Origin of the sequence: Rhizobium laguerreae (assembly GCF_019778565.1) — a bacterium.
Classification (GTDB): domain Bacteria; phylum Pseudomonadota; class Alphaproteobacteria; order Rhizobiales; family Rhizobiaceae; genus Rhizobium; species Rhizobium laguerreae.
The window spans coordinates 216,849-235,761 of record NZ_JAAXQT010000010.1; the positions used below are offsets into that span (position 1 = coordinate 216,849).

The window sequence follows — 18,913 nt, forward strand, 5'->3', positions numbered from 1 at the left end:
GAAAATAGCGCTTGACCTTCCAGTCACTGGAAGGTGGATAAGCCTATCCAACGGCCCTCCGGGGCATAGGAGATAGTCATGGATGCTAAACACGACCACCATCACGGCCACGCCAATGGGGATAATCATTGCTGCTCCGGTCATGATCAGGAGAAGCATGCCGAGACGGTGATCCGCGATCCTGTCTGCGGTATGACGGTCGACCCCCGGGTCGACAAGCCCTCGCTCGATTATGACGGCGGCACCTATCATTTCTGCTCCGAAGGCTGCCGGACGAAGTTTGCGGCTGCGCCGCAGGATTACCTGAGCGCGAAGGACCCCGTCTGCGGCATGACCGTCGATCGCTCGACGGCGAAACACTATCTTAAAGCCGACGGCGAGAAATTCTATTTCTGCTCGGCCGCCTGCCATGCGAAGTTCGAAGCCAACCCAGAAGCCTATCGCAACGGCAACCGCCCAGCGGCACAGCCGGGGCCAAAGGGTACGCTTTATACCTGCCCGATGCATCCTGAAGTCGTCAGCGATCGGCCGGGCGATTGCCCGAAATGCGGCATGGCGCTGGAGCCGATGGGCATTCCGCCTGAGGACGAAGGCCCAAACCCGGAACTCGTCGATTTCATCAGGCGGCTTTGGGTGAGCGCCATTCTTGCCATACCTTTGTTGGCGCTCGGCATGGGGCCGATGCTCGGCCTGCCGCTCCGGGAAACGATCGGCGAGCCGCAGGCGACCATCATCGAACTCTTACTGGCAACGCCGGTGGTGCTCTGGGCGGCCCTGCCCTTCTTCCGCCGCGCAAAGGCGTCCCTCGTCAACCGCAGCCCGAATATGTGGACACTGATCGGGCTCGGCGTCGGCACCGCCTATGTCTACAGCGTCGTCGCCACGCTCGCGCCCGGCATCTTCCCGATGAGCTTCCGAGGCCATGGCGATGCCGTACCGGTCTATTTCGAGGCGGCAGCCGTTATCGTCGCGCTGGTCTTTGTCGGTCAGGTGCTGGAATTGAAAGCGCGTGAACGCACCGGCTCGGCAATCCGCGCTTTGCTCGATCTTGCGCCGAAGACGGCACGGCGCATCGATGCCGAGGGCGGCGAAAACGACGTACCGGTGGACGATATCCAGCCTGGTGATCGCCTCCGCGTGCGCCCCGGCGAGCGGGTGCCGGTGGATGGCTCCGTCCTCGAAGGCCAGTCCACCGTCGATGAATCGATGATGTCGGGCGAACCGCTGCCCGTAGAGAAATCAAAGGGCGATAGCCTGACCGGCGGCACGATCAACAGGAACGGCAGCCTCGTCATGGCCGCCGAGAAGGTCGGCGCAGACACGGTGCTGTCGCGTATTGTCGACATGGTCGCCAAGGCACAACGTTCGCGAGCGCCGATCCAGGGTGCGGTCGACCGGGTCTCGGCGGTCTTCGTGCCGGCGGTGGTCGCCGCCGCCATCCTTGCCTTCATCGTCTGGGCGGCGATCGGGCCGGAGCCAAGCATGGCCAATGGGCTGCTTGCCGCCGTTGCCGTTCTCATCATCGCCTGCCCCTGTGCACTCGGCCTTGCAACGCCGATGTCGATCATGATCGCGACCGGGCGCGGCGCGCAGGAAGGCGTGCTGATCAAGGACGCCGAAGCGCTGGAGCGTTTTTCCAAGGTCGACACGCTGATCGTCGACAAGACCGGCACGCTGACTGAAGGCAAGCCGAAGCTTACCGATATCGTCGCCTTCGGCGGGGTTAGCGAAAACAGGCTGCTGTCGCTGGCGGCAAGCCTGGAGCGCGGCTCGGAACATCCACTGGCCGAAGCGATCGTTTCCGGTGCCGAGGAGCGTGGCGTCACCTTCGTCGAGGTCAGCGGCTTCGAGGCAAAGACCGGCAAGGGTGTTCAGGGCCGTGCCGGCGGCACGTTGGCGGCGCTCGGCAATGCGGCGATGCTCGCCGACCTCGGCATTGATCCGGCAGCACTCGCCGAGAAGACCGAAGCCCTGCGCGGCGACGGCAAGACGGTGATGTTCGTGGTGTTCGACGGTGCGCTTGCCGGTCTTGTCGCCGTCGCCGACCGAATCAAGCCGACGACAGCAGCCGCCATCAAGGCGCTGCACGACAGCGGGTTGAAGATCATCATGGCGACAGGCGACAACGAGCGGACGGCGCGTGCGGTGGCAAAAAGCCTCGGCATCGACGAGGTGCGCGCAGACGTGCTTCCAGAAGGCAAGAAGGCGCTGATCGACGAGTTGCGTACCAAGGGCGCCATCATCGCCATGGCCGGTGACGGCGTCAACGACGCGCCGGCGCTTGCCGCCGCCGATGTCGGCATCGCCATGGGTACCGGCGCCGACGTCGCGATGGAAAGCGCCGGCATCACATTGGTAAAGGGCGATCTGAATGGCATCGTCAGGGCGCGGCGGCTGGCGGAGGCGACGATGCGAAACATCCGCCAGAACCTCGGCTTCGCCTTCGGCTACAACGCGCTCGGCGTACCGGTCGCGGCCGGCATGCTCTATCCGATCTTCGGGCTGCTGCTTTCGCCGATGATCGCCGCCGCGGCGATGAGTTTGTCGTCTGTTTCGGTCATTGCCAATGCGCTGAGACTGCGCTTTGCAAAACTATAGGAGATGACGATGAATATCGGCGAAGCATCGGAACGATCCGGCCTGCCTTCCAAGACCATCCGCTACTACGAGGATATCGGCCTCATCCGCCCCGAAAGGGGCGGAAACGGCTATCGCGACTATGCCGCGACCGACATCCACAAGCTGCGATTCCTGCAGCGCTCGCGCGGCCTCGGCTTTTCCGTCGAGGAATGCCGTCAATTGCTGGCGCTCTACGAGGACAAGGACCGGGCGAGCGCCGACGTCAAGGATATTGCTGAGACCAAGCTTGCCGAGATCGACCGCAAGATCCGCGAACTGACGGAACTGCGCCGCACGCTCGAGCATCTCGTGCATGCCTGCCACGGCAACGACCGGCCGGACTGTCCGATCCTCGAAGAGCTTTCGGACGGCAGCTGAAATTCCGGGAGAGCAGGCATCGCGTTTCGGATGATCTGCATCAGGAAAGCTGGGGAATGTTCTGGTTGGCCGCCTGCGAGGATTGAGCCCGCTCGTCGGCCGCCTCGCCTTCGCCGTCGTCCAGTACGCCGTCATCCAGCCGATGCTTGATAGCGAGCGCGTAGATCACGTCGAGAATATTGCGGTCTCTGAGATGAGGATCCAACAAGGCGAGAAGCGAGGCCCGAACGATCCTCTTGCTGGTGGCCTTCGGACAACGCGCCTTGACGAAATTGTAGAGCGCCTGATCGGTCAGCCCTTCCATGGCGCCGTCCACGAGAGCTTCGTAGACCCGCTTCTTTTCCTTCATTCTTTCTGTTCCCCTCCAGTCAGCGGCGCCATGATCTGTCATGTAATTGTCATAAACAATCGCGGATTTAAGGCGCCCGTCCGCTGGAGAGAGATATTTGAGATGATCCGGCGACGGTTTTGGCCCGGCATGATTTTTTTACGCCCGCTGGGAATAATATCAGCCGGATTTTCGTATACTCAATCATGGAACGCAAAGATCGCCCCTTCGATGTCATCGGACAGCTCGCAGCGCTGCGGCGCTACGCTCGGTCGCTGGTGCGCAATTCGGACGAGGCGGAGGACCTGGTGCATGACGCGCTGGTGCGCGCCTTCGAGAAGCGGAAAAGCTTCCGCAGCGGCGGCAACCTGCGCACCTGGCTGCTCTCCATCCTGCACAATGCCCATATCGATCGTCTTCGTCAGAACCGGTCGTTGACGCGCCGCCACGACGAGGCGGCTGTCGAAGCCGAGCAGTCGCTGCCGGCCGGCCAGGAGCATACCGTGCGCCTTCAGCAGGTGCGCGACGCCTTCTTCGATCTGCCGGAGGAACAGCGCGAGGCGCTGCAGCTCGTCGCGATCGAAGACCTTTCCTACCAGGAGGCCGCCGAGGCGCTTGGCATTCCCGTGGGTACGCTGATGTCGCGCATCTCTCGCGCCCGCGCTCAACTGCGCGAATTCGAGGAGAAGACGCCGCGGGTTTCACATCTGCGAATAATCGGAGGGAACGGCAATGAAGGCAGTTGATCCGATCATCGATGCCGATCTCGACGCCTATGTGGATGGCGAGCTCGATGTCGCCCGTCGCATCCAGGTGGAATCCTATCTTTCCGAGAATCCGGCGATTGCCGCCAAGGTCATGGCCGACCTCAGCATGAAGGGCGAACTGCGTCTGGCGCTTGCCGGCGAAAGTGCCTTCGGCCGGCCCGAGACTCGCGATGCCGCCCGCCGGCTGGAACGTGGCCTTTCCTATGGCCGCATCTTCCATTCCTTGCAGCGCGTCGCCGCCGTCGGCATTCTGATCGCCGCCGGCTGGGTGGCGCACAATTCCTTCGGCGCCTTCTCGGCGACCGAGGTGGTGGCATCGGTTCCGGCACCCGCCTATGTCGAGGATGCCGTCCGCGCCTACCAGACCGCGGCGCTGCGCCAATCGATGCCTCCGCAGACGCCGGCCACCTATAGCCCCGACGATATTCGCGCCGCCACGGCGATCGTGATGCCCGAACTGCCCAGGGATTGGAAGGTCGCCGACGTGCAGATCTTCCCGTCCGAATTCGGCCCCAGCGTCGAGATGGCGATCGAACAACCGGATGGAAAGCAACTGTCGCTTTTCGCCGTCCGTCCGGGCGCCTTCGAGGTCAAGCCGGTCAGTCATCTCACGCTGGAAAAAGCAGAAGCCGCCTATTGGCAGATCGGCGAGGTCGCTTATGCGCTGATAGCCGACGATAGCGGTCTCAATCTCGACCAGGCGGCCGAACGGCTCGCCCGCTCGCTCTATTAATTCAAACCGAGGAGATCAGCATGAACCCGATCAATTCCCGCTACGGCGCCGTCGCCGGCTCCCAAGCCCTCTTCGACGAGGGCCTGCGCCAGCACATGCTGCGCGTCTACAACTATATGGCTCTCGGCCTCGTCATCACGGGCCTGGTGGCCTTTGTCGTCGGCTCGACGCCGGCACTTTACGTCCCGATCTTCGGCTCGCCGCTGAAGTGGGTGGTGATGCTTGCCCCGCTCGCTTTCGTCTTCTTCTTCTCGTTCAAGATCCAGACGATGTCGGCCGGCACCGCCCAGATCACCTTCTGGGCCTTCTGCGCCGTGATGGGCCTGTCGCTCGCTTCCGTCTTCCTGGTCTTCACCGGGGCGAGCATCGCGCGGACCTTCTTCATCACCGCGACGATGTTCGGCGCCACCAGCCTCTACGGCTATGCGACGAAGCGTGACCTCTCGCGCATGGGCTCGTTCCTGATGATGGGCCTCTTCGGCGTCATCATCGCCGCTGTCGTCAACATCTTCCTGGGTTCGAGCGCCCTGCAATTTGCGATCTCGGTGATCGGCATTGTCGTCTTCGTCGGCCTCACCGCCTATGACACGCAGAACATCAAGGAACAGTATTCGGAAAACTACGATCAGGAATCGAACCAGAAGCTCGCCGTCTTCGGTGCGCTCTCGCTCTACCTGAACTTCGTCAACATCTTCCAGCTTCTGCTCAACTTCACGGGCGAGCGGGAATAGGGACTGCGCTTCTGGGGGCAAAGGAAGCGCAAGAGCGCCTGGTCTGCAGTCTGTGACAGGATGGCGGACTGGGTGCTCACCCAAAGGAAACGGCCGGGCCAACGCCCGGCCGTTTTCGTTTTCAAAGCCCCTCGTGTCAAATCGGAATCATGCGACGCGCTTCCAAAAACCGCTGCCCACTTTTTGGCGACATGGATTAGATGATGCCCCAGGCGCGATAGCGGCCGCGGCCGGTGATTTCACGAATGCCGATGTCGTTGACGAGGTTTAGCGCACCGCGCGGCGTGATGCGCAGATGACGGGCAATCATCGCCGCCGAGACCATCGGCCGCGACAGGATGAAATCGGCAAGTTCCGGCAGACTGCTGTTCGAACGGCGGCCGCGAAAGCGCAGCTCCATCTGCGTGCGCGCCAAGGTCAAACGGTCGATTTCCTTGAGGCCGGCCACAGCACCCAGATGCATCGCCTCTAGAAAGGCTTGCAGCCGCGTGACGCGATCGCGTGCCCGACGACGCTCATGGCGCACCAGCTTCAGCCCGCCGTAAAAAGAAAAGAGATGCGAGGCGACCTTGCCGCGGGCGCGCAGATGGCTTGCGACCAGAAGACCGCCGAGCCAGTGCTGACGCCGCAACGGCTCGATCCTTTCCCAGGCTTCGAAGAGGATGATGGCGCCGAGAACCGGCGGCAAGGTGTCGGCCAATGGCTGGACGCTTCGCCACTCCGCAAGCCGCTGTTCCTCGTCCCACTCTTCGTCACCGAGTAAACCGAGAGGGTCTTCGTTGCGTCTTGCCGGAGTAACGGCCGCCGCCTCGCTTGCCGGCGTTTTCCCGGTATGGATATCGAGCAGCTTCTGCGAGCGGGCAAGAAGCGCATCGATCTCCGCCATTTCCGCAGCGAGCGGCCCGGCCTCATCCTCGCCCTCTTCGTCGGTCTCGGCCGGAACTGCGGGGCTCTTTGCTTCCTGCGCCTTCCCCTCCCCTTCCCCGCCCGTCGCAGTCAGCGTCGCAAGGCCCGAGACGCCGAGTGCCCAGGAAGGTTCGCCGGTCCAGATACGCCGACGTGCCCGGAGCACGGAATGGGCGATCGTCAGTTCGTGGGTGGGAGCGCGGCTATCCATATGCGCATCATGCAAAACGAGATCCTCGACATGCACGAGTTCGCCGGCCACCCAGAGCGCGCCGGCGGCATCGAAGAAATGGCTGCGCTCGGCAAATCCCTCGCCGACCGGCGATCGCAACACCCGCTCGTCCAGCCGCGCCACCGCATCCTCCGCCGCGGCAAGGGCTGGAAGCAGGGTTTGAAGCATCGTGCCTTCGATATCGTAGCGCATTGTTAAGCTTTACGGTTTTTCACAAATGGAAGCAAAACGCGTGTTTCCTTCCGCCATGTATGACATGGTTAACAGCGTATTTCAACAAAACTGGGGAAATGGAAGCCGTTAACCTGTCTAATCGACCGGCCGCATATGCTTCTAGCCGTCGCAGCTGGCGCGAAGCTTTTTCATAGCCATTCATCCGGTTTTCCTCGCCGTCGGACCATTTGCCCGCATCAGCGCCATCAGCATCGGTCCGAGCGAGAATTCGCCGCGCTCCGCCCGCCGCGTCAGGTCACGCAGGTAGCCGCCGGCCGAGTTGATATGTCCGCCCCTTTCCAGGATGCAGGCGATTACCGTGGCGGCGTTTTCCGGCCCCATGACATCGCAGGCTAGTTGATAGGCGCTGGGGCTGACGCCAAGAGTGGAACGGACGATGACGGCCGCGGCCATCAGATCGCGCCAGCTGCCAATGCCGCCGCCCGGTCCGTAAGCGATGATCTCGGGGCAGGCCTGCAGCACCATGGCAAGGGGGAAGGATTTCGGCGGCTCCCGCCAATGCCGCGGTTCTTCCTCCGGCTTTGCGCCCTGCTTCGGTTCGAAGCCTGGTTCAAGTTCAGATATAGGGTGTGGGTTTGAACTCTGTATGTGCCGACCGTTTTGGTTATCATTGGCGTCTGTTTTTTCTGTTTTCGACTTCGATTCCAGCGTCTTGACGAGCAATTCCCGGAAGGCTTCGAGATCCGCCAGCAAGCTTTCCATCTCGGCGGCCGACGGGCGGCGCGGCAGGCTTGCGGAAAGCAGATTGAAATGCTTCTGCATCTCGATCCATTCGCCGGCAACTTCCTCTTCCAGCGCGATCTCGATGAGCTTGGTGATATCACGCCGGCAAAGTGTCAGGCGCTCCCTCAGGCGCTTCCATTCGAGCTTGGCGGCCATCACTTGAGCCGCCTGCGCCTCGATCTCGCGAGCGCGCACTAGGAGCGGCGCCAGACTGAAGCCAAAGGCCTCTCCAAGTCCGCCCTCGCCGTTGCGGCGGGCAAAACGTTTCCCGTTCGGGCTATCCCGGCGGATGATCAGGCCGGCTTCCACCAGCATCGCCAGGTTCCGCCGCAACGTCGTGCCGGCCATGCCATGCGTGCGCAACGATAGCTGCTCATTCGAGGGAAAGACGACGAAACCGTTGGCCTCGGCAATCTCGTTCTTCGGATAGAAGGTCAACAGCGCGTTGAGAACAGCCAGGGCACGGTCGGATACGCCGACCACGTCCTTTGCTTCGCAGAGCGCGCGAAATATCTTCCACTTGTCGACCGATGCGTCCGGATCGACCTTGCTGGCGCTTTCCTGGCGTGCCAGCATGCCAAGCGTCATCGATCGCCGCCCAAAGGGCGTCGATACATATTGAGGCTCCATGTCCCTCACCTTTTCTCAAGGCAAAAGAAAGCTACCACCCAAAAGGATGCCGAAGACGCTTGACAGTGATTCGAGGAAGTGCGATTCTCAGATTGTCCAGATATGAGAAAGGCTTCCGCGACGGCAACGTTCGGAGGCTTTTTTCTTTTGCGGCCTACTCTCCTGCTTGCAACTTGCCGGCCCGATAGGCTTCGTAAAGCTCATCGAGACGGCGTGAAATGTAAGCGCCGAAATCCGGCGCGTCGCCGGTCTTCAACGCGATCGTGAAGGAATTGCCGGCGCTCTTGATTCGGCCGGCAATCTTGCCGCCGCTCTTCGGCTTCCAGTCAAATTCCGTGGTTTCCGGCTTTGCCTCTTTCTTGGCGAGCTCGGCGACCAAAAGCTCAAATCGGCGGTCGCTCTCTTCCGCCATGAAACTTCCCGAGGCAATGAGCTTCGCGAGCCGGGCGGCCGTCATCCCATTCCAGTCCTGGGCAAGCGCCATCCACCGCCGTCGCCCGATGCCGGGTGCGGCTCCAACCGCCCTGACGATCTCGGCGGGAATGGCTTTTGCGACGGATATCAGCTTCGAGAGCTCGGTCTTGTCGGTTGACAGCGCCTTCATGATGACCGGGCGCTCAAAGCCCTTGAGCTCGAGATTGAGGGCAAAAACCGCGCGTTCGATATAGGAAAGGTTGCGACGCGCCGAATTCTCGATGCCCTGCGCGATGACGACATCGGTATCGTCGAGCTTACGGACGATCGCCTGCACCTTGAGGCCGAGCAGCTTGACCGCCTGCAGGCGGCGATGCCCGTATGCGATCTGGTAGCGGTCAGCATCATTCGGATGGCGGCGAACGAGGATCGGCACTTCCTGGCCGTTCTCGGCAATCGACTGCACCAGCTCGTCTTCGATATCGAGGGGCTGGTCGACAAGGCGGTCACGGACGAAGGAGGAATCAATCAGATCGGGATCAAGCTCGACGATGCGTTCACCGGAGAGCAAGGCCTCCTGCATCGCCCTGCTCTCTTCCTCCATGCGGCCAAGGGTCAGCGCCATCGTGCGAACCGGCCCGGCGGATCCGCGCGAGGATGGTTCTTCGTAGTTGGCCGCGGCCAACTCCTGCGCCGTATCGTCGAAAAGACCTTTCAGGCGATCGCGTCTGCTCATGCTCGACCCCAGGCTTTGTGAATACCGGCGAGAACCTCCCCGTTGGCGGCATTGACCGATTCCAGCGCCCGGTCATAGGTCGAGCGGCGCACCTGCCCCTTCTCGATCTCGTAGAGCGTCTGCTTGGTCAGGCCGACATCGGCAATCGCCGTCGATTTGAGAATGGTCGCCGTCAATACGTCGTCACTGAAGAGGCCGCGCAACAGCGCGACGATCTGCGACTGCGGCGCATCGAAGGGTTCGTGACGCGTGACGACATATTTGATGAAATCATGCTGCAGGTCGCCGCCGGCCTTGCGTACGACGGAAAGCAGATCCGACGTCATCAGCAGGAACTGCGACATGGACGCGACGTCGACCATCTGCGGATGAATGGTGATGAGCAGCGATGTTGCTGCGCAGACAGCGCCAAGCGTCAGGTAACCGAGCTGCGGCGGGCAGTCGATCACCACGATGTCATAATCGGCCTCGACCGCGGCAATGGCGATGCCAACGCGACGGAAGAACAGCTCGCCGGGTCGCTGCCGGTCGTTCAGTGCCCGTGGCGTCTCATGCTCGAACTCCATCAGTTCGAGATTGCCCGGCACCAGATCCAGCCCGTCGAAATAGGTCTTGCGGACGATCTCCTTCAGCGGCTTGCGGCCCTCATCATAGCGAATTGCGCCGTAGAGCGTATCGCCCTCGGAAAGATCGAATTCGGGCTGAACGCCGAGCATGGAGGAGAGCGAAGCCTGCGGATCGAGATCGATGGCAAGCACTCGGTAACCCGCCAGTGCCAGATACTGCGCCAGATAGAGCGTCGTCGTGGTCTTGGCCGAACCGCCCTTGAAATTGGTGACGGCAACCGTCTGCAGCTTCTCGCCAGGGCGACGCCACGGCTGATAGGAAAGCGCGTCCTTCGGCTTGAGCTTGGCCATATATTGGCGCAATTCGTTGATCTGGCCGAGCGTGTAGGAACGCCGGCCATTCTGGGCAAGATCCGGCTGCGGTCCCTTGCCATCCAGCGAAAGCTGGCGAAGATAGCCGTCCGAGACGCCGATCATCTGGGCCGCCTCCCCGGAGGAGAATGTTCGTAGCGTCTTTTGCGAGAGCGGCGGAAACAGCTTGTCGCGGAGGAGCTTCAGTTGCCGCGAAAGCTGGTTCGCATGCCGCTCGATCCGTACATCTGTCGTCGATACGCTAATGTTGTCCAAAACACCCAATCCTTTTCGATGCGCTTTTCTGTCAACTTAGCGTCAAAAAGCGTATCGAAAGTGACACGATTCGGGATTTGCAGCAACAACAGGGCTTAGATGCCACCCACAGGCCCGGTTGGCCGCGGCCAACTCCCTATTCGGCCCTTGCGACGAGCGGGCTTTTTCGGCAAGACCGCCAGGACTCAACGGGGAGTATCCGCTTGAAGCATATCCATATCATCGGCATCGGCACGGGCAACCCGGAGCACCTGACCATACAGGCGATCAACGCGATGAACGCAGCCGACGTGGTCTTCCTGCCGCTCAAGGGCGTAGGCAAGGAAGAGCTCGCCGAAATCCGGCGGGATATCTGCGAACGCTATATCACGCGGCCGACTGGCAGGATTTCAGAATTCGCGGTGCCGCAAAGGCAGACCGCAGACAAGACCTATGTGCAGAGCGTCGACGCCTGGCACGGTGAGATCGCCCGCATCTATGGAGAACTGATCTCCGGTCTCCCGGATGATGGCAGCGGCGCCTTTCTGGTCTGGGGCGATCCCAGTCTCTACGACAGCACGATCCGCATCATCGAACGCGTGCGCCGGGAAAGCAGCGTGGATTTCGACTACAGCGTCATTCCCGGCATCACCAGCATCCAGGCGCTGGCGGCCAGCCACAGAATCCCGGTCAACCTCGTCGGCAAACCGATCGAAATCACCACAGGGCGCAGGCTGGCGCAGGACGGGCTTTTGACCGACAGCACCATCGTCATGCTTGACGGCGAACAGGCTTTTGCGAAGATCGACGATCCCGACGCCGAGATCTTCTGGGGCGCCTATCTCGGCACCAAGGACGAGATCGTTAAATCAGGACGACTTGGCGACATCGCCACCGACATTCTGAGACTCAGGGCCGAGGCCAGGCAGCGGCACGGCTGGATCATGGACATCTATCTCCTGCGCAAGGGACGGGATTTCGACGAATAGCCAGTCCGAAGCCTTTCCAGCATGCTTTGCCGGCCCGGCTGCGATCATGTAAGAAGTGGCCAGAGGATCGAGAATGAGCATTAAGGCCGCAAAGGCGAGCGACAGGACAGGGGAGGCGGATCTGCACGATCGCCCGGCGGCGGAGATGCGTAGGCGCGGCGCCTGCCCCGCCCTTGCCGCACCCATGCCGACCGGCGACGGTTTGCTGGTACGGCTGCGGCCTGCCGGCGGCGCGTTGACGCCGTCGCAGTTCGCAAGCCTCGCCCGCTCCGCCGCGGCCCATGGAAACGGCATTCTCGAAATCACCGCCCGCGGCAATCTGCAGATCCGAGGCCTTCGGGCCGAGACCGTCGGACAGCTCGCTGCCGATATCGATGCCGCCGGAATCACCGTGCCGGACGGGCCGGTGATCGAGACATCGCCGCTGTACGGCATCGACCCGGAAGAGATAAGCGATCCGGCCGCGATGGAAATGGCCTTGCGCAGCATGCTCCACGATCAGCTTGCGTCGCCGCGGCTCGCGCCAAAACTCTCGCTCGTCGTCGACGGTGGCGGATCATTCGGCTTGTCGGCACTGTCGGCCGATATCCGTATCGTCGCGCAATCCCCCGAAGATTGGCTTGTCGCGATCAATGGCGACGGTGAAACCGCAACGCCGGTCGCGATCGGTCCTGCGGAGACGGCGATGTCGGCCGTCGGCGAAATCCTGAGCTTGTTGGTGACCCTCGGGCAGGGCAGACGGGCAAGGGATATCGATCCGGCGCTTCTGCGGGCGCGTTTTCCCGCGATGGATGACGTTCGATCCATTGCTTCACGCGCGGGAGGGATGCCGCTTGCCGGCTCGCACAGGCTTGAGGACGGCAAAACCATACTCGGCGTCAGGCCGGAATTCGGGCAGATCAGGGCGTCCGATCTGGTCGCTTTGCTCGATCTGGCAAAGGCCCGTGGCGCTACAGCCATCCGGCTTGCGCCCGGTCGCGGTTTTTTCGTCATCGGGCTCTCCGCCGATACAGTGCCGGCTATGCAGGTGGCCGCCGCCGGACTTGGCTTCAGCACCCAGCCCGGCGAGAATACCGAGCATATTGCCGCCTGTGCCGGCGCCGGCGCCTGCGGCTCCGCTTTCTACGAGACCCGAACTCTGGCGCGCCGCCTCATTGCCGTAGCACCTGCCCTTTTCGACGGTTCGCTGACACTGCATCTGTCCGGCTGTCCTAAGGGCTGCGCTCATGCGCGGCCGGCGCTGACCCTGACGGGCTCGGCGGAGGGTTATGGCCTCATCCTCAATGGGCTTGCTGCGGATCTGCCGGATGAACGGATCTCTGGCGGTCGGATCGATTTCGCTATAGAGAGGCTCGCCCGGACCATCGAAGACAACAAAGACGCTGGCGAATCGACCGCCGCCTGCCTTACACGGCTTGGCGCAACCGGCGTTTCGAAGGCGCTGCGACAGGAATAGGAATGCCAGACTACGATTATATCCGCAGCGGCGATGCGATCTACGAGCGTTCCTTTGCGATTATCCGTGCCGAGGCCGATCTTTCGCGCTTCACCGACGATCAAGCCGAAATCGCCGTGCGCATGATCCACGCCTGCGGGCTGGTCGAGGCGGCGGAGCATTTTGTCTTTTCCGCCGATTTCGTCAGCGCAGCGCGCGGCGCGCTGAAGGGTGGCGCACCGATCTTCTGCGATGCGGAGATGGTATCCCAGGGCGTGACCCGGGCGCGGCTACCGACGCAGAATGAGGTGATCTGCACGCTACGCGATCCCGCGACACCCGAGCTTGCACGCGAGACCGGCAATACGCGCTCGGCCGCCGCCATGCATCTCTGGCTCGATCGGCTCGGTGGAAGCGTTGTCGCGATCGGCAATGCACCGACAGCGCTCTTCCATCTGCTCGAACTCCTGCGCGACGGCGCCCCGAAACCCGCGGCGATCCTCGGCATGCCCGTGGGCTTCGTCGGCGCGGCGGAATCGAAGGATGCATTGGCGGGAAATTCCTACGGCGTACCATTTGCCATCGTCCGCGGCCGGCTCGGCGGCAGCGCCATGACGGCAGCCGCCATCAATGCATTGGCGAGGCCGGGCCTATGACGACAAGCGGCCGTCTCATCGGCGTCGGCACGGGTCCGGGCGATCCGGAGCTCCTTACCCTCAAAGCCGTGCGCGCCATCGAAGGCGCTGATGTGATCGCCTATTTCGCCAAGCAGGGCAGGGGCGGCAACGGCAAGGCGATCGTCGAGCCGCTGCTGAAAACCGGGGTGACGCTGCTGCCGCTCTATTATCCGGTGACGACCGAAATCGACAAGAACGACGAACGCTATCAGAGGCTCATCACCCAATTCTACGATCTGTCTGCCAAAGCTGTTGCCGGGCATCTCGATGCCGGGCTGAGCGTCGCCGTTCTCAGCGAAGGTGATCCGCTCTTCTACGGCTCCTATATGCACCTGCATGTCAGGCTTTCCCAACGCTACCCGACGGAAGTGATCCCGGGCATCAGCGCCATGTCGGGCTGCTGGTCGCTGGCGGGCATGCCGATCGTCCAGGGCGACGACGTGCTTACCGTACTGCCCGGTACGATGGCCGAGACCGAGCTGACGCGGCGACTTGCCGATACGCAAGCCGCCGTCATCATGAAGGTGGGCCGTAACCTGCCGAAGATCCGCCGGGCGCTGGCGGCCGCCGGCCGGCTTGCGGAAGCCGTCTATGTCGAACGCGGCACCATGGCGAATGCGGCGATGGAAATGCTTGCCGACAGGACCGACGGCGATGCGCCGTATTTTTCGCTCGTGCTGGTGCCGGGCTGGGAGGGCAGCCGATGAGCGGCAGGCTTTACGTGATCGGCACCGGTCCCGGCAACCCCGAGCAGATGACGCCGGAGGCGCTGGCCGCCGTCGATGCGGCGACGGATTTCTTCGGCTACGGACCATATCTCGACAGGCTGGAGCTCCGCCACGATCAACTGCGGCATGCCTCGGACAATCGCGAGGAGCTCGACAGGGCAGGGGCAGCGCTCGCCATGGCGGCGGATGGCGCCAAGGTCTGCGTCGTCTCCGGCGGCGACCCCGGCGTCTTCGCCATGGCGGCCGCGGTCTGCGAAGCAATCGAGAACGGGCCGGCCGCCTGGCGCGCGGTCGATCTCATCATCATGCCCGGCATCACGGCGATGCTGGCAGTGGCGGCAAGAGCAGGCGCTCCGCTTGGCCATGATTTCTGCGCCATATCGCTGTCTGACAATCTAAAGCCTTGGAATATAATAGAAAACCGTCTTGCATTGGCCGCAAAGGCAGGTTTTGTCATCGCGCTTTATAATCCGATCAGCCGGGCGCGGCCCTGGCAGCTCGGCGAAGCCTTCAAGCTGTTGCGCGACCATCTGCCTGCAGCAACACCGGTTATTTTCGGGCGGGCGGCCGGGCGGCCGGACGAACGCATCGCAGTGCAGCAGCTGGCGCAGGCGGATGCGTCGATCGCCGATATGGCGACCTGCATCATCATCGGCTCGGCCGAGACACGCATCGTCACGCGGCCAGGCAGACCGGACCTCGTCTATACGCCGCGCTTCATGGCGGGGGGAAACAGGTGATCGATCGCCGCCAGCGCCGCCTCGACAGTGTCGACAGCCTTGACCGTGGAGGCCGGCGCGCGCGTTACCATCATCACCTCGATACCGAGCAGGCGGGCTGCCTCGATCTTTGCATAGGTGGCGGCACCGCCACTGTTCTTGGCGACGATGGCGTCGATGTCGTGCTGCCTCAGCAGATCGCATTCACCGTCCAGCGTGAACGGACCCCGATCGAGGACATAGTCGACATTATCAAGCACAAGCGGTGGTTCGACGGGATCGACGCTGCGAACGAGGTAGTGATGTTGCGGCGCAGCTTCCGCATGATGCGCACCTTGCCGGCCCGTCGCCAGAAAGACATGGCGGGGGGAGGGGCCGAGCGCTTCGATGGCCTCCGCAATACTCTGCACCTCCCGCCAGCGATCGCCCGGAAGTCGTTGCCATTCGGGACGGCGCAAAGCGATCGTGGCAATGCCGGCGGTCTCGGCCGCGAAAGGGGCATTGGCCGAAATGCGCTCGGCAAAGGGATGCGTGGCGTCGATCAACAGGTCAAATCCGCCGGCCTTCAGGAAATCGGCAAGTGCGGCAGCACCGCCGAAACCGCCGATGCGAACCGGAACAGGCTGCGTGGCCGGTTTTTCGGTGCGGCCGGCAAGCGACAGCAGAACATCGCATTCATCCCGCGCCGCCAGCGCCTCGGCCAGCAGCCGCGCCTCGCTGGTGCCGCCGAGGATCAAGATGCGGGGTCTTACCATGTCTGATGTCTCTCCTGCTTCCGGCCAGCGCTGGCTGACTATTATCGGCATCGGCGAAGATGGTCCAGAAGGGCTGGGCGAGGAGGCAAAGAGGCTGATTGCGACCGCACCCGCCGTCTTCGGCGGCGCGCGGCACCACGCGCTTGCCGCGTCGCTGATCACAGGCGAAAGGTTTTCCTGGCAGAGCCCGTTCGAGCACTCGGTCGAGGCTATCCTCGAAAGGCGCGGCACGCCTGTTGTCGTGCTTGCCTCTGGCGATCCCTTCCTCTATGGCGTCGGCGCAACGCTCTCCCGCTACGTGGCGGCGGACGAGATGCACACCATCCCCGCACCCTCGGCCTTCAGCCTTGCCGCCTCCCGCCTTGGCTGGCCGCTGCAGGACGTCGCGACGATTTCGCTGCATGGACGGCCGATCGATCTGATCCGGCCGCATCTGCACGCCGGACGGCGCATCATCGCGCTGACCTCGGACGAGAAGGGGCCCGGCGATCTGGCTGCCCTGCTGACTGCTGGCGGATTCGGTCAGTCAAGGCTTACCGTGCTTGAGGCGCTTGGCGGCGTTCGGGAACGGCAGAGAAGTGCCCCCGCGACGGATTTCAACCTGCTGGACATCGATCCGCTGAACGTCTGCGCACTCGATATCGCGGCAGGGGAGGGGGCTCGCATCCTACCTTTTGCCGCGGGGCTCGAAGACGAGCTGTTCGAGCACGACGGACAGATCACCAAACGCGAAATCCGGGCGATGACGCTTTCGGCGCTCGCGCCGCGTCACGGCGAACTGCTCTGGGATATCGGCGCGGGCTCGGGCTCGATCGGCATCGAATGGATGCTGGTCGATCCCAGCCTGAAGGCAATCGCCGTCGAACAGTCGCCGGAACGGGCCGCACGTATCGCCCGCAACGCGTCCGCCTTCGGCGTGCCGCATCTCGCCGTCATTGAAAGTATGGCGCCCGATGCGCTGAATGGCCTGCCGGAGCCGGATGTGATCTTCCTCGGCGGCGGCGGTAGCGAGCCTGGTGTTATCGATGCTGCGATTGCCGCGCTGAAGCGGGGAGGGCGGCTCGTCGCCAATGCCGTGACGCTGGAAATGGAAGCGGTGCTGCTCGCCGAACATGGCAATCGCGGCGGCCTTCTCACGCGGATCGAAATATCGCGCGCCCAACCCGTCGGCGGCATGACCGGCTGGCGCCCGGCAATGCCGGTAACGCAGTGGCGCTGGACGAAAGGATGACGAGATGACGGTGCATTTCATCGGCGCGGGGCCAGGTGCTGCGGATCTGATCACGGTGCGTGGCCGCGATCTGATCACCCAATGCCCTATCTGCCTTTATGCCGGCTCGATCGTCTCGCCCGAACTGCTGCAATATTGTCCGCCGGGTGCGCGTATCGTCGATACGGCGCCGATGTCGCTCGACGAAATCGAGGCAGAATATCTTCGCGCCGCGGCCGCCGGCCAGGATGTCGCCCGGCTGCATTCCGGCGATCTCTCGGTCTGGAGTGCGGTCGCCGAGCAGGTGCGCCGGCTTCAAAAGCATGGCATAGACTATACGATGACGCCTGGTGTTCCAGCCTTTGCCGCTGCGGCCTCGGCGCTCGGCCGAGAGCTGACGATCCCGGCCGTGGCCCAAAGCCTGGTGCTCACCCGCGTATCCGGCCGCGCGTCACCGATGCCGAACGACGAGACCCTGGCGAAGTTCGGCGCGACGGGCGCCACGCTGGCGATCCATCTGGCAATCCACGCGCTGAAGCAAGTGGTCGAAGAGTTGACACCGCTTTACGGCGACGACTGCCCGGTCGCCATCGTCGTCAAGGCCTCCTGGCCGGACGAGCGCATTCTGCGCGGCACGCTTGCCGATATCGAAGCAAAGGTTGCGGCCGAACCGATCGAACGCACAGCGATCATATTCGTCGGCCCCTCGTTGGCAGTGGAAGATTTCCGCGAAAGCTCGCTCTATGATCCGGCCTATCAGCGCCGGTTCAGAGGCAGGGAGTAACCTCAGGCGATTGGCCGCGCCAGCGCGGCCAATCGTGACAATCGTCCCCCGCCCAGCACCGACACCAATGGCGGCATCAGGCGACGTTTCGCTCAGGTCTCAAACCCGCGCGCTGAGGTAATCCATGCTGGCACGAAGCGCACCGGCCGGGTCCTTGACTGCATGAACTTCCGCTGCAAAGGGTTCAAAGGAGAATGCACCCTTATAACCCTCCAGCAGCAGCGCCCTGATCTGCCTGGCATTATCGATCCGGTCGTCGCCGTCCACGAGCACGCGATGGGAATCGCGCATATCGGCAACGGAAACGGAAGGATCGCTGACGCCGGAAATGTGCACGAGGCCGGTCAGTTGCGGAAAGGTCGGGGCTTCGCCAGCAAGATGATGGTGGAAGGTATCGTGGACGAGCCTGAAGGTCGATTCCGCGCCGAGCTCGCTGATTGCGTCGGCCGCCTCGGTCTTCGAGCGCAGCGAGCAGATCTCGAAACCGAGCGGCTCGACGAGACCGAGAATACCGGCTTCCTCGAGCATCGGCTTCAGCGCGGCCAGAGACTGGCGGAGATTGGCCTGCCGTTCGCCATCGGCGCAGCCCGTGCCGTCGTTCTTCGGAACGAGGACGAGCGCCTTGGCGCCGGACGCACCGGCATAATCGATCAGTTCCTGCGCTTCGGCGGCCCGGGTCGCGTTCCACTCATTGAAGCGCTGCAGGGCATTGATCGAGATGATCGTCAGGCCATGGCGGGAAGCCGCTTGCCTGATCAACTCGGGTTTGGTGCCGTCGAGGATGGCATTGCCGGAAAGGTCGTTACGGATCTCGACGGCATCGATGCCGAGCGATCTGGCCAGCGCGAAAAAATCGTCGATGGCAAGTGACGGCGCGGTCATATGGTTGAGCGCAAAACGGATCGAAGTCATGATCGGTATCTCCTCCTGATCTCCGCATCAGGGCGGAGCAGTCCTCGTGAATGGGTCCGCAAATCTCTATCGGAATTCACGTCGCAATCCATCCGTCATCG

19 protein-coding genes are annotated in these 18,913 nt (G+C 62.8%); 12 read left to right on the forward strand and 7 right to left on the reverse strand.

Annotation, left to right across the window (positions count from 1 at the left end):
* The first annotated feature begins 78 nt into the window (after window positions 1-78).
* Together HFO71_RS27775 and cueR are read left to right on the forward strand one after the other, a co-directional pair.
* On the forward strand, window positions 79-2,598 hold the full coding sequence (locus tag HFO71_RS27775) for a heavy metal translocating P-type ATPase (protein ID WP_206988554.1): 2,520 nt from the start codon (window positions 79-81) through the stop codon (window positions 2,596-2,598).
* A gap of 9 nt (window positions 2,599-2,607) precedes the next feature.
* Window positions 2,608-2,997 carry a Cu(I)-responsive transcriptional regulator gene (cueR, locus tag HFO71_RS27780; RefSeq protein WP_026158357.1) on the forward strand — a complete coding sequence of 130 codons (390 nt, stop codon included), beginning with the start codon at window positions 2,608-2,610 and terminating at the stop codon, window positions 2,995-2,997.
* A 40-nt stretch (window positions 2,998-3,037) separates the two neighbouring features.
* Here cueR and HFO71_RS27785 read toward each other — a convergent pair whose 3' ends face one another.
* The gene (locus HFO71_RS27785; protein WP_221988683.1) at window positions 3,038-3,346 is read right to left on the reverse strand and encodes a hypothetical protein; all 309 of its coding nucleotides are present in this window, start codon (window positions 3,344-3,346) and stop codon (window positions 3,038-3,040) included.
* A 185-nt stretch (window positions 3,347-3,531) separates the two neighbouring features.
* On the opposite strand from HFO71_RS27785, the gene HFO71_RS27790 reads away from it, so the two are divergent.
* Genes HFO71_RS27790 through HFO71_RS27800 form a run of 3 tightly spaced genes read left to right on the forward strand, consistent with a single transcriptional unit; the run spans window position 3,532 to window position 5,556 of the window.
* Window positions 3,532-4,071, forward strand: coding sequence for a sigma-70 family RNA polymerase sigma factor (locus HFO71_RS27790; protein ID WP_077979977.1), 540 nt, complete (start codon window positions 3,532-3,534; stop codon window positions 4,069-4,071).
* Window positions 4,058-4,825 carry an anti-sigma factor family protein gene (locus HFO71_RS27795; RefSeq protein ID WP_027665798.1) on the forward strand — a complete coding sequence of 256 codons (768 nt, stop codon included), beginning with the start codon at window positions 4,058-4,060 and terminating at the stop codon, window positions 4,823-4,825. Before HFO71_RS27790 ends, HFO71_RS27795 begins: the two co-directional genes overlap by 14 nt.
* 20 nt (window positions 4,826-4,845) lie before the next feature.
* On the forward strand, window positions 4,846-5,556 hold the full coding sequence (locus HFO71_RS27800) for a Bax inhibitor-1/YccA family protein (protein WP_065283950.1): 711 nt from the start codon (window positions 4,846-4,848) through the stop codon (window positions 5,554-5,556).
* 196 nt (window positions 5,557-5,752) lie between these two features.
* On the opposite strand, the gene HFO71_RS27805 is transcribed toward HFO71_RS27800, so the two are convergent.
* The 4 genes from HFO71_RS27805 to repA all read right to left on the reverse strand — a co-directional run bounded on the left by HFO71_RS27805 (window position 5,753) and on the right by repA (window position 10,624).
* The gene (locus HFO71_RS27805) at window positions 5,753-6,886 is read right to left on the reverse strand and encodes an RHE_PE00001 family protein (RefSeq protein ID WP_077979978.1); all 1,134 of its coding nucleotides are present in this window, start codon (window positions 6,884-6,886) and stop codon (window positions 5,753-5,755) included.
* 180 nt (window positions 6,887-7,066) lie between these two features.
* Window positions 7,067-8,281: a plasmid replication protein RepC gene (gene repC / locus HFO71_RS27810; protein WP_221988685.1), complete on the reverse strand. Its 1,215-nt coding sequence runs from the start codon at window positions 8,279-8,281 to the stop codon at window positions 7,067-7,069.
* Window positions 8,282-8,435: 154 nt separating this feature from the next.
* Entirely contained in the window at window positions 8,436-9,431 is a 996-nt protein-coding gene (gene repB / locus HFO71_RS27815) for a plasmid partitioning protein RepB (protein WP_221951202.1), read from the reverse strand.
* Complete coding sequence (gene repA / locus HFO71_RS27820; protein WP_221988686.1) at window positions 9,428-10,624, reverse strand: plasmid partitioning protein RepA; 1,197 nt, start codon at window positions 10,622-10,624, stop codon at window positions 9,428-9,430. Before repA ends, repB begins: the two co-directional genes overlap by 4 nt.
* Window positions 10,625-10,827: 203 nt before the next feature.
* Between repA and cobF the strand changes: the two genes are divergently transcribed.
* The 5 genes from cobF to HFO71_RS27845 all read left to right on the forward strand — a co-directional run bounded on the left by cobF (window position 10,828) and on the right by HFO71_RS27845 (window position 15,172).
* The gene (gene cobF / locus HFO71_RS27825) at window positions 10,828-11,592 is read left to right on the forward strand and encodes a precorrin-6A synthase (deacetylating) (protein ID WP_170268853.1); all 765 of its coding nucleotides are present in this window, start codon (window positions 10,828-10,830) and stop codon (window positions 11,590-11,592) included.
* A gap of 73 nt (window positions 11,593-11,665) precedes the next feature.
* Window positions 11,666-13,048 carry a precorrin-3B synthase gene (cobG, locus tag HFO71_RS27830; RefSeq protein ID WP_206988550.1) on the forward strand — a complete coding sequence of 461 codons (1,383 nt, stop codon included), beginning with the start codon at window positions 11,666-11,668 and terminating at the stop codon, window positions 13,046-13,048.
* 2 nt (window positions 13,049-13,050) lie between these two features.
* Window positions 13,051-13,683, forward strand: a complete 633-nt coding sequence (locus tag HFO71_RS27835) for a precorrin-8X methylmutase (RefSeq protein ID WP_077979984.1) — start codon at window positions 13,051-13,053, stop codon at window positions 13,681-13,683.
* The gene (locus HFO71_RS27840) at window positions 13,680-14,411 is read left to right on the forward strand and encodes a precorrin-2 C(20)-methyltransferase (RefSeq protein WP_168256081.1); all 732 of its coding nucleotides are present in this window, start codon (window positions 13,680-13,682) and stop codon (window positions 14,409-14,411) included. Before HFO71_RS27835 ends, HFO71_RS27840 begins: the two co-directional genes overlap by 4 nt.
* Complete coding sequence (locus tag HFO71_RS27845; RefSeq protein ID WP_132614174.1) at window positions 14,408-15,172, forward strand: precorrin-3B C(17)-methyltransferase; 765 nt, start codon at window positions 14,408-14,410, stop codon at window positions 15,170-15,172. Before HFO71_RS27840 ends, HFO71_RS27845 begins: the two co-directional genes overlap by 4 nt.
* Here the strand turns inward: HFO71_RS27845 and HFO71_RS27850 are convergent.
* Window positions 15,136-15,906, reverse strand: coding sequence for a cobalt-precorrin-6A reductase (locus HFO71_RS27850; RefSeq protein WP_221986231.1), 771 nt, complete (start codon window positions 15,904-15,906; stop codon window positions 15,136-15,138). The two genes, HFO71_RS27845 and HFO71_RS27850, sit on opposite strands and share 37 nt — an antisense overlap.
* On the opposite strand from HFO71_RS27850, the gene cbiE reads away from it, so the two are divergent.
* Together cbiE and cobM are read left to right on the forward strand one after the other, a co-directional pair.
* Entirely contained in the window at window positions 15,905-17,137 is a 1,233-nt protein-coding gene (gene cbiE / locus HFO71_RS27855; protein WP_221988688.1) for a precorrin-6y C5,15-methyltransferase (decarboxylating) subunit CbiE, read from the forward strand. The genes HFO71_RS27850 and cbiE overlap by 2 nt on opposite strands.
* Before the next feature lie 4 nt (window positions 17,138-17,141).
* Entirely contained in the window at window positions 17,142-17,900 is a 759-nt protein-coding gene (gene cobM, locus HFO71_RS27860) for a precorrin-4 C(11)-methyltransferase (RefSeq protein ID WP_131640650.1), read from the forward strand.
* Between the two features lie 99 nt (window positions 17,901-17,999).
* Here cobM and HFO71_RS27865 read toward each other — a convergent pair whose 3' ends face one another.
* Complete coding sequence (locus HFO71_RS27865; RefSeq protein ID WP_132614178.1) at window positions 18,000-18,812, reverse strand: TIM barrel protein; 813 nt, start codon at window positions 18,810-18,812, stop codon at window positions 18,000-18,002.
* Window positions 18,813-18,913 lie beyond the last annotated feature (101 nt).

Excerpts from the sequence above, each read along its gene's own strand:
- cobM (WP_131640650.1), top strand. The coding sequence starts at position 17,142 with ATGACGGTGCATTTCATCGGCGCGGGGCCAGGTGCTGCGGATCTGATC.
- HFO71_RS27865 (WP_132614178.1), bottom strand. The coding sequence starts at position 18,812 with ATGACTTCGATCCGTTTTGCGCTCAACCATATGACCGCGCCGTCACTT.
- cobG (WP_206988550.1), top strand. The coding sequence starts at position 11,666 with ATGAGCATTAAGGCCGCAAAGGCGAGCGACAGGACAGGGGAGGCGGAT.
- HFO71_RS27840 (WP_168256081.1), top strand. The coding sequence starts at position 13,680 with ATGACGACAAGCGGCCGTCTCATCGGCGTCGGCACGGGTCCGGGCGAT.
- HFO71_RS27790 (WP_077979977.1), top strand. The coding sequence starts at position 3,532 with ATGGAACGCAAAGATCGCCCCTTCGATGTCATCGGACAGCTCGCAGCG.
- cueR (WP_026158357.1), top strand. The coding sequence starts at position 2,608 with ATGAATATCGGCGAAGCATCGGAACGATCCGGCCTGCCTTCCAAGACC.
- HFO71_RS27835 (WP_077979984.1), top strand. The coding sequence starts at position 13,051 with ATGCCAGACTACGATTATATCCGCAGCGGCGATGCGATCTACGAGCGT.
- HFO71_RS27805 (WP_077979978.1), bottom strand. The coding sequence starts at position 6,886 with ATGCGCTACGATATCGAAGGCACGATGCTTCAAACCCTGCTTCCAGCC.
- HFO71_RS27795 (WP_027665798.1), top strand. The coding sequence starts at position 4,058 with ATGAAGGCAGTTGATCCGATCATCGATGCCGATCTCGACGCCTATGTG.
- HFO71_RS27850 (WP_221986231.1), bottom strand. The coding sequence starts at position 15,906 with ATGGTAAGACCCCGCATCTTGATCCTCGGCGGCACCAGCGAGGCGCGG.
- HFO71_RS27845 (WP_132614174.1), top strand. The coding sequence starts at position 14,408 with ATGAGCGGCAGGCTTTACGTGATCGGCACCGGTCCCGGCAACCCCGAG.
- HFO71_RS27800 (WP_065283950.1), top strand. The coding sequence starts at position 4,846 with ATGAACCCGATCAATTCCCGCTACGGCGCCGTCGCCGGCTCCCAAGCC.
- repB (WP_221951202.1), bottom strand. The coding sequence starts at position 9,431 with ATGAGCAGACGCGATCGCCTGAAAGGTCTTTTCGACGATACGGCGCAG.
- repC (WP_221988685.1), bottom strand. The coding sequence starts at position 8,281 with ATGGAGCCTCAATATGTATCGACGCCCTTTGGGCGGCGATCGATGACG.
- HFO71_RS27775 (WP_206988554.1), top strand. The coding sequence starts at position 79 with ATGGATGCTAAACACGACCACCATCACGGCCACGCCAATGGGGATAAT.
- cbiE (WP_221988688.1), top strand. The coding sequence starts at position 15,905 with ATGTCTGATGTCTCTCCTGCTTCCGGCCAGCGCTGGCTGACTATTATC.
- HFO71_RS27785 (WP_221988683.1), bottom strand. The coding sequence starts at position 3,346 with ATGAAGGAAAAGAAGCGGGTCTACGAAGCTCTCGTGGACGGCGCCATG.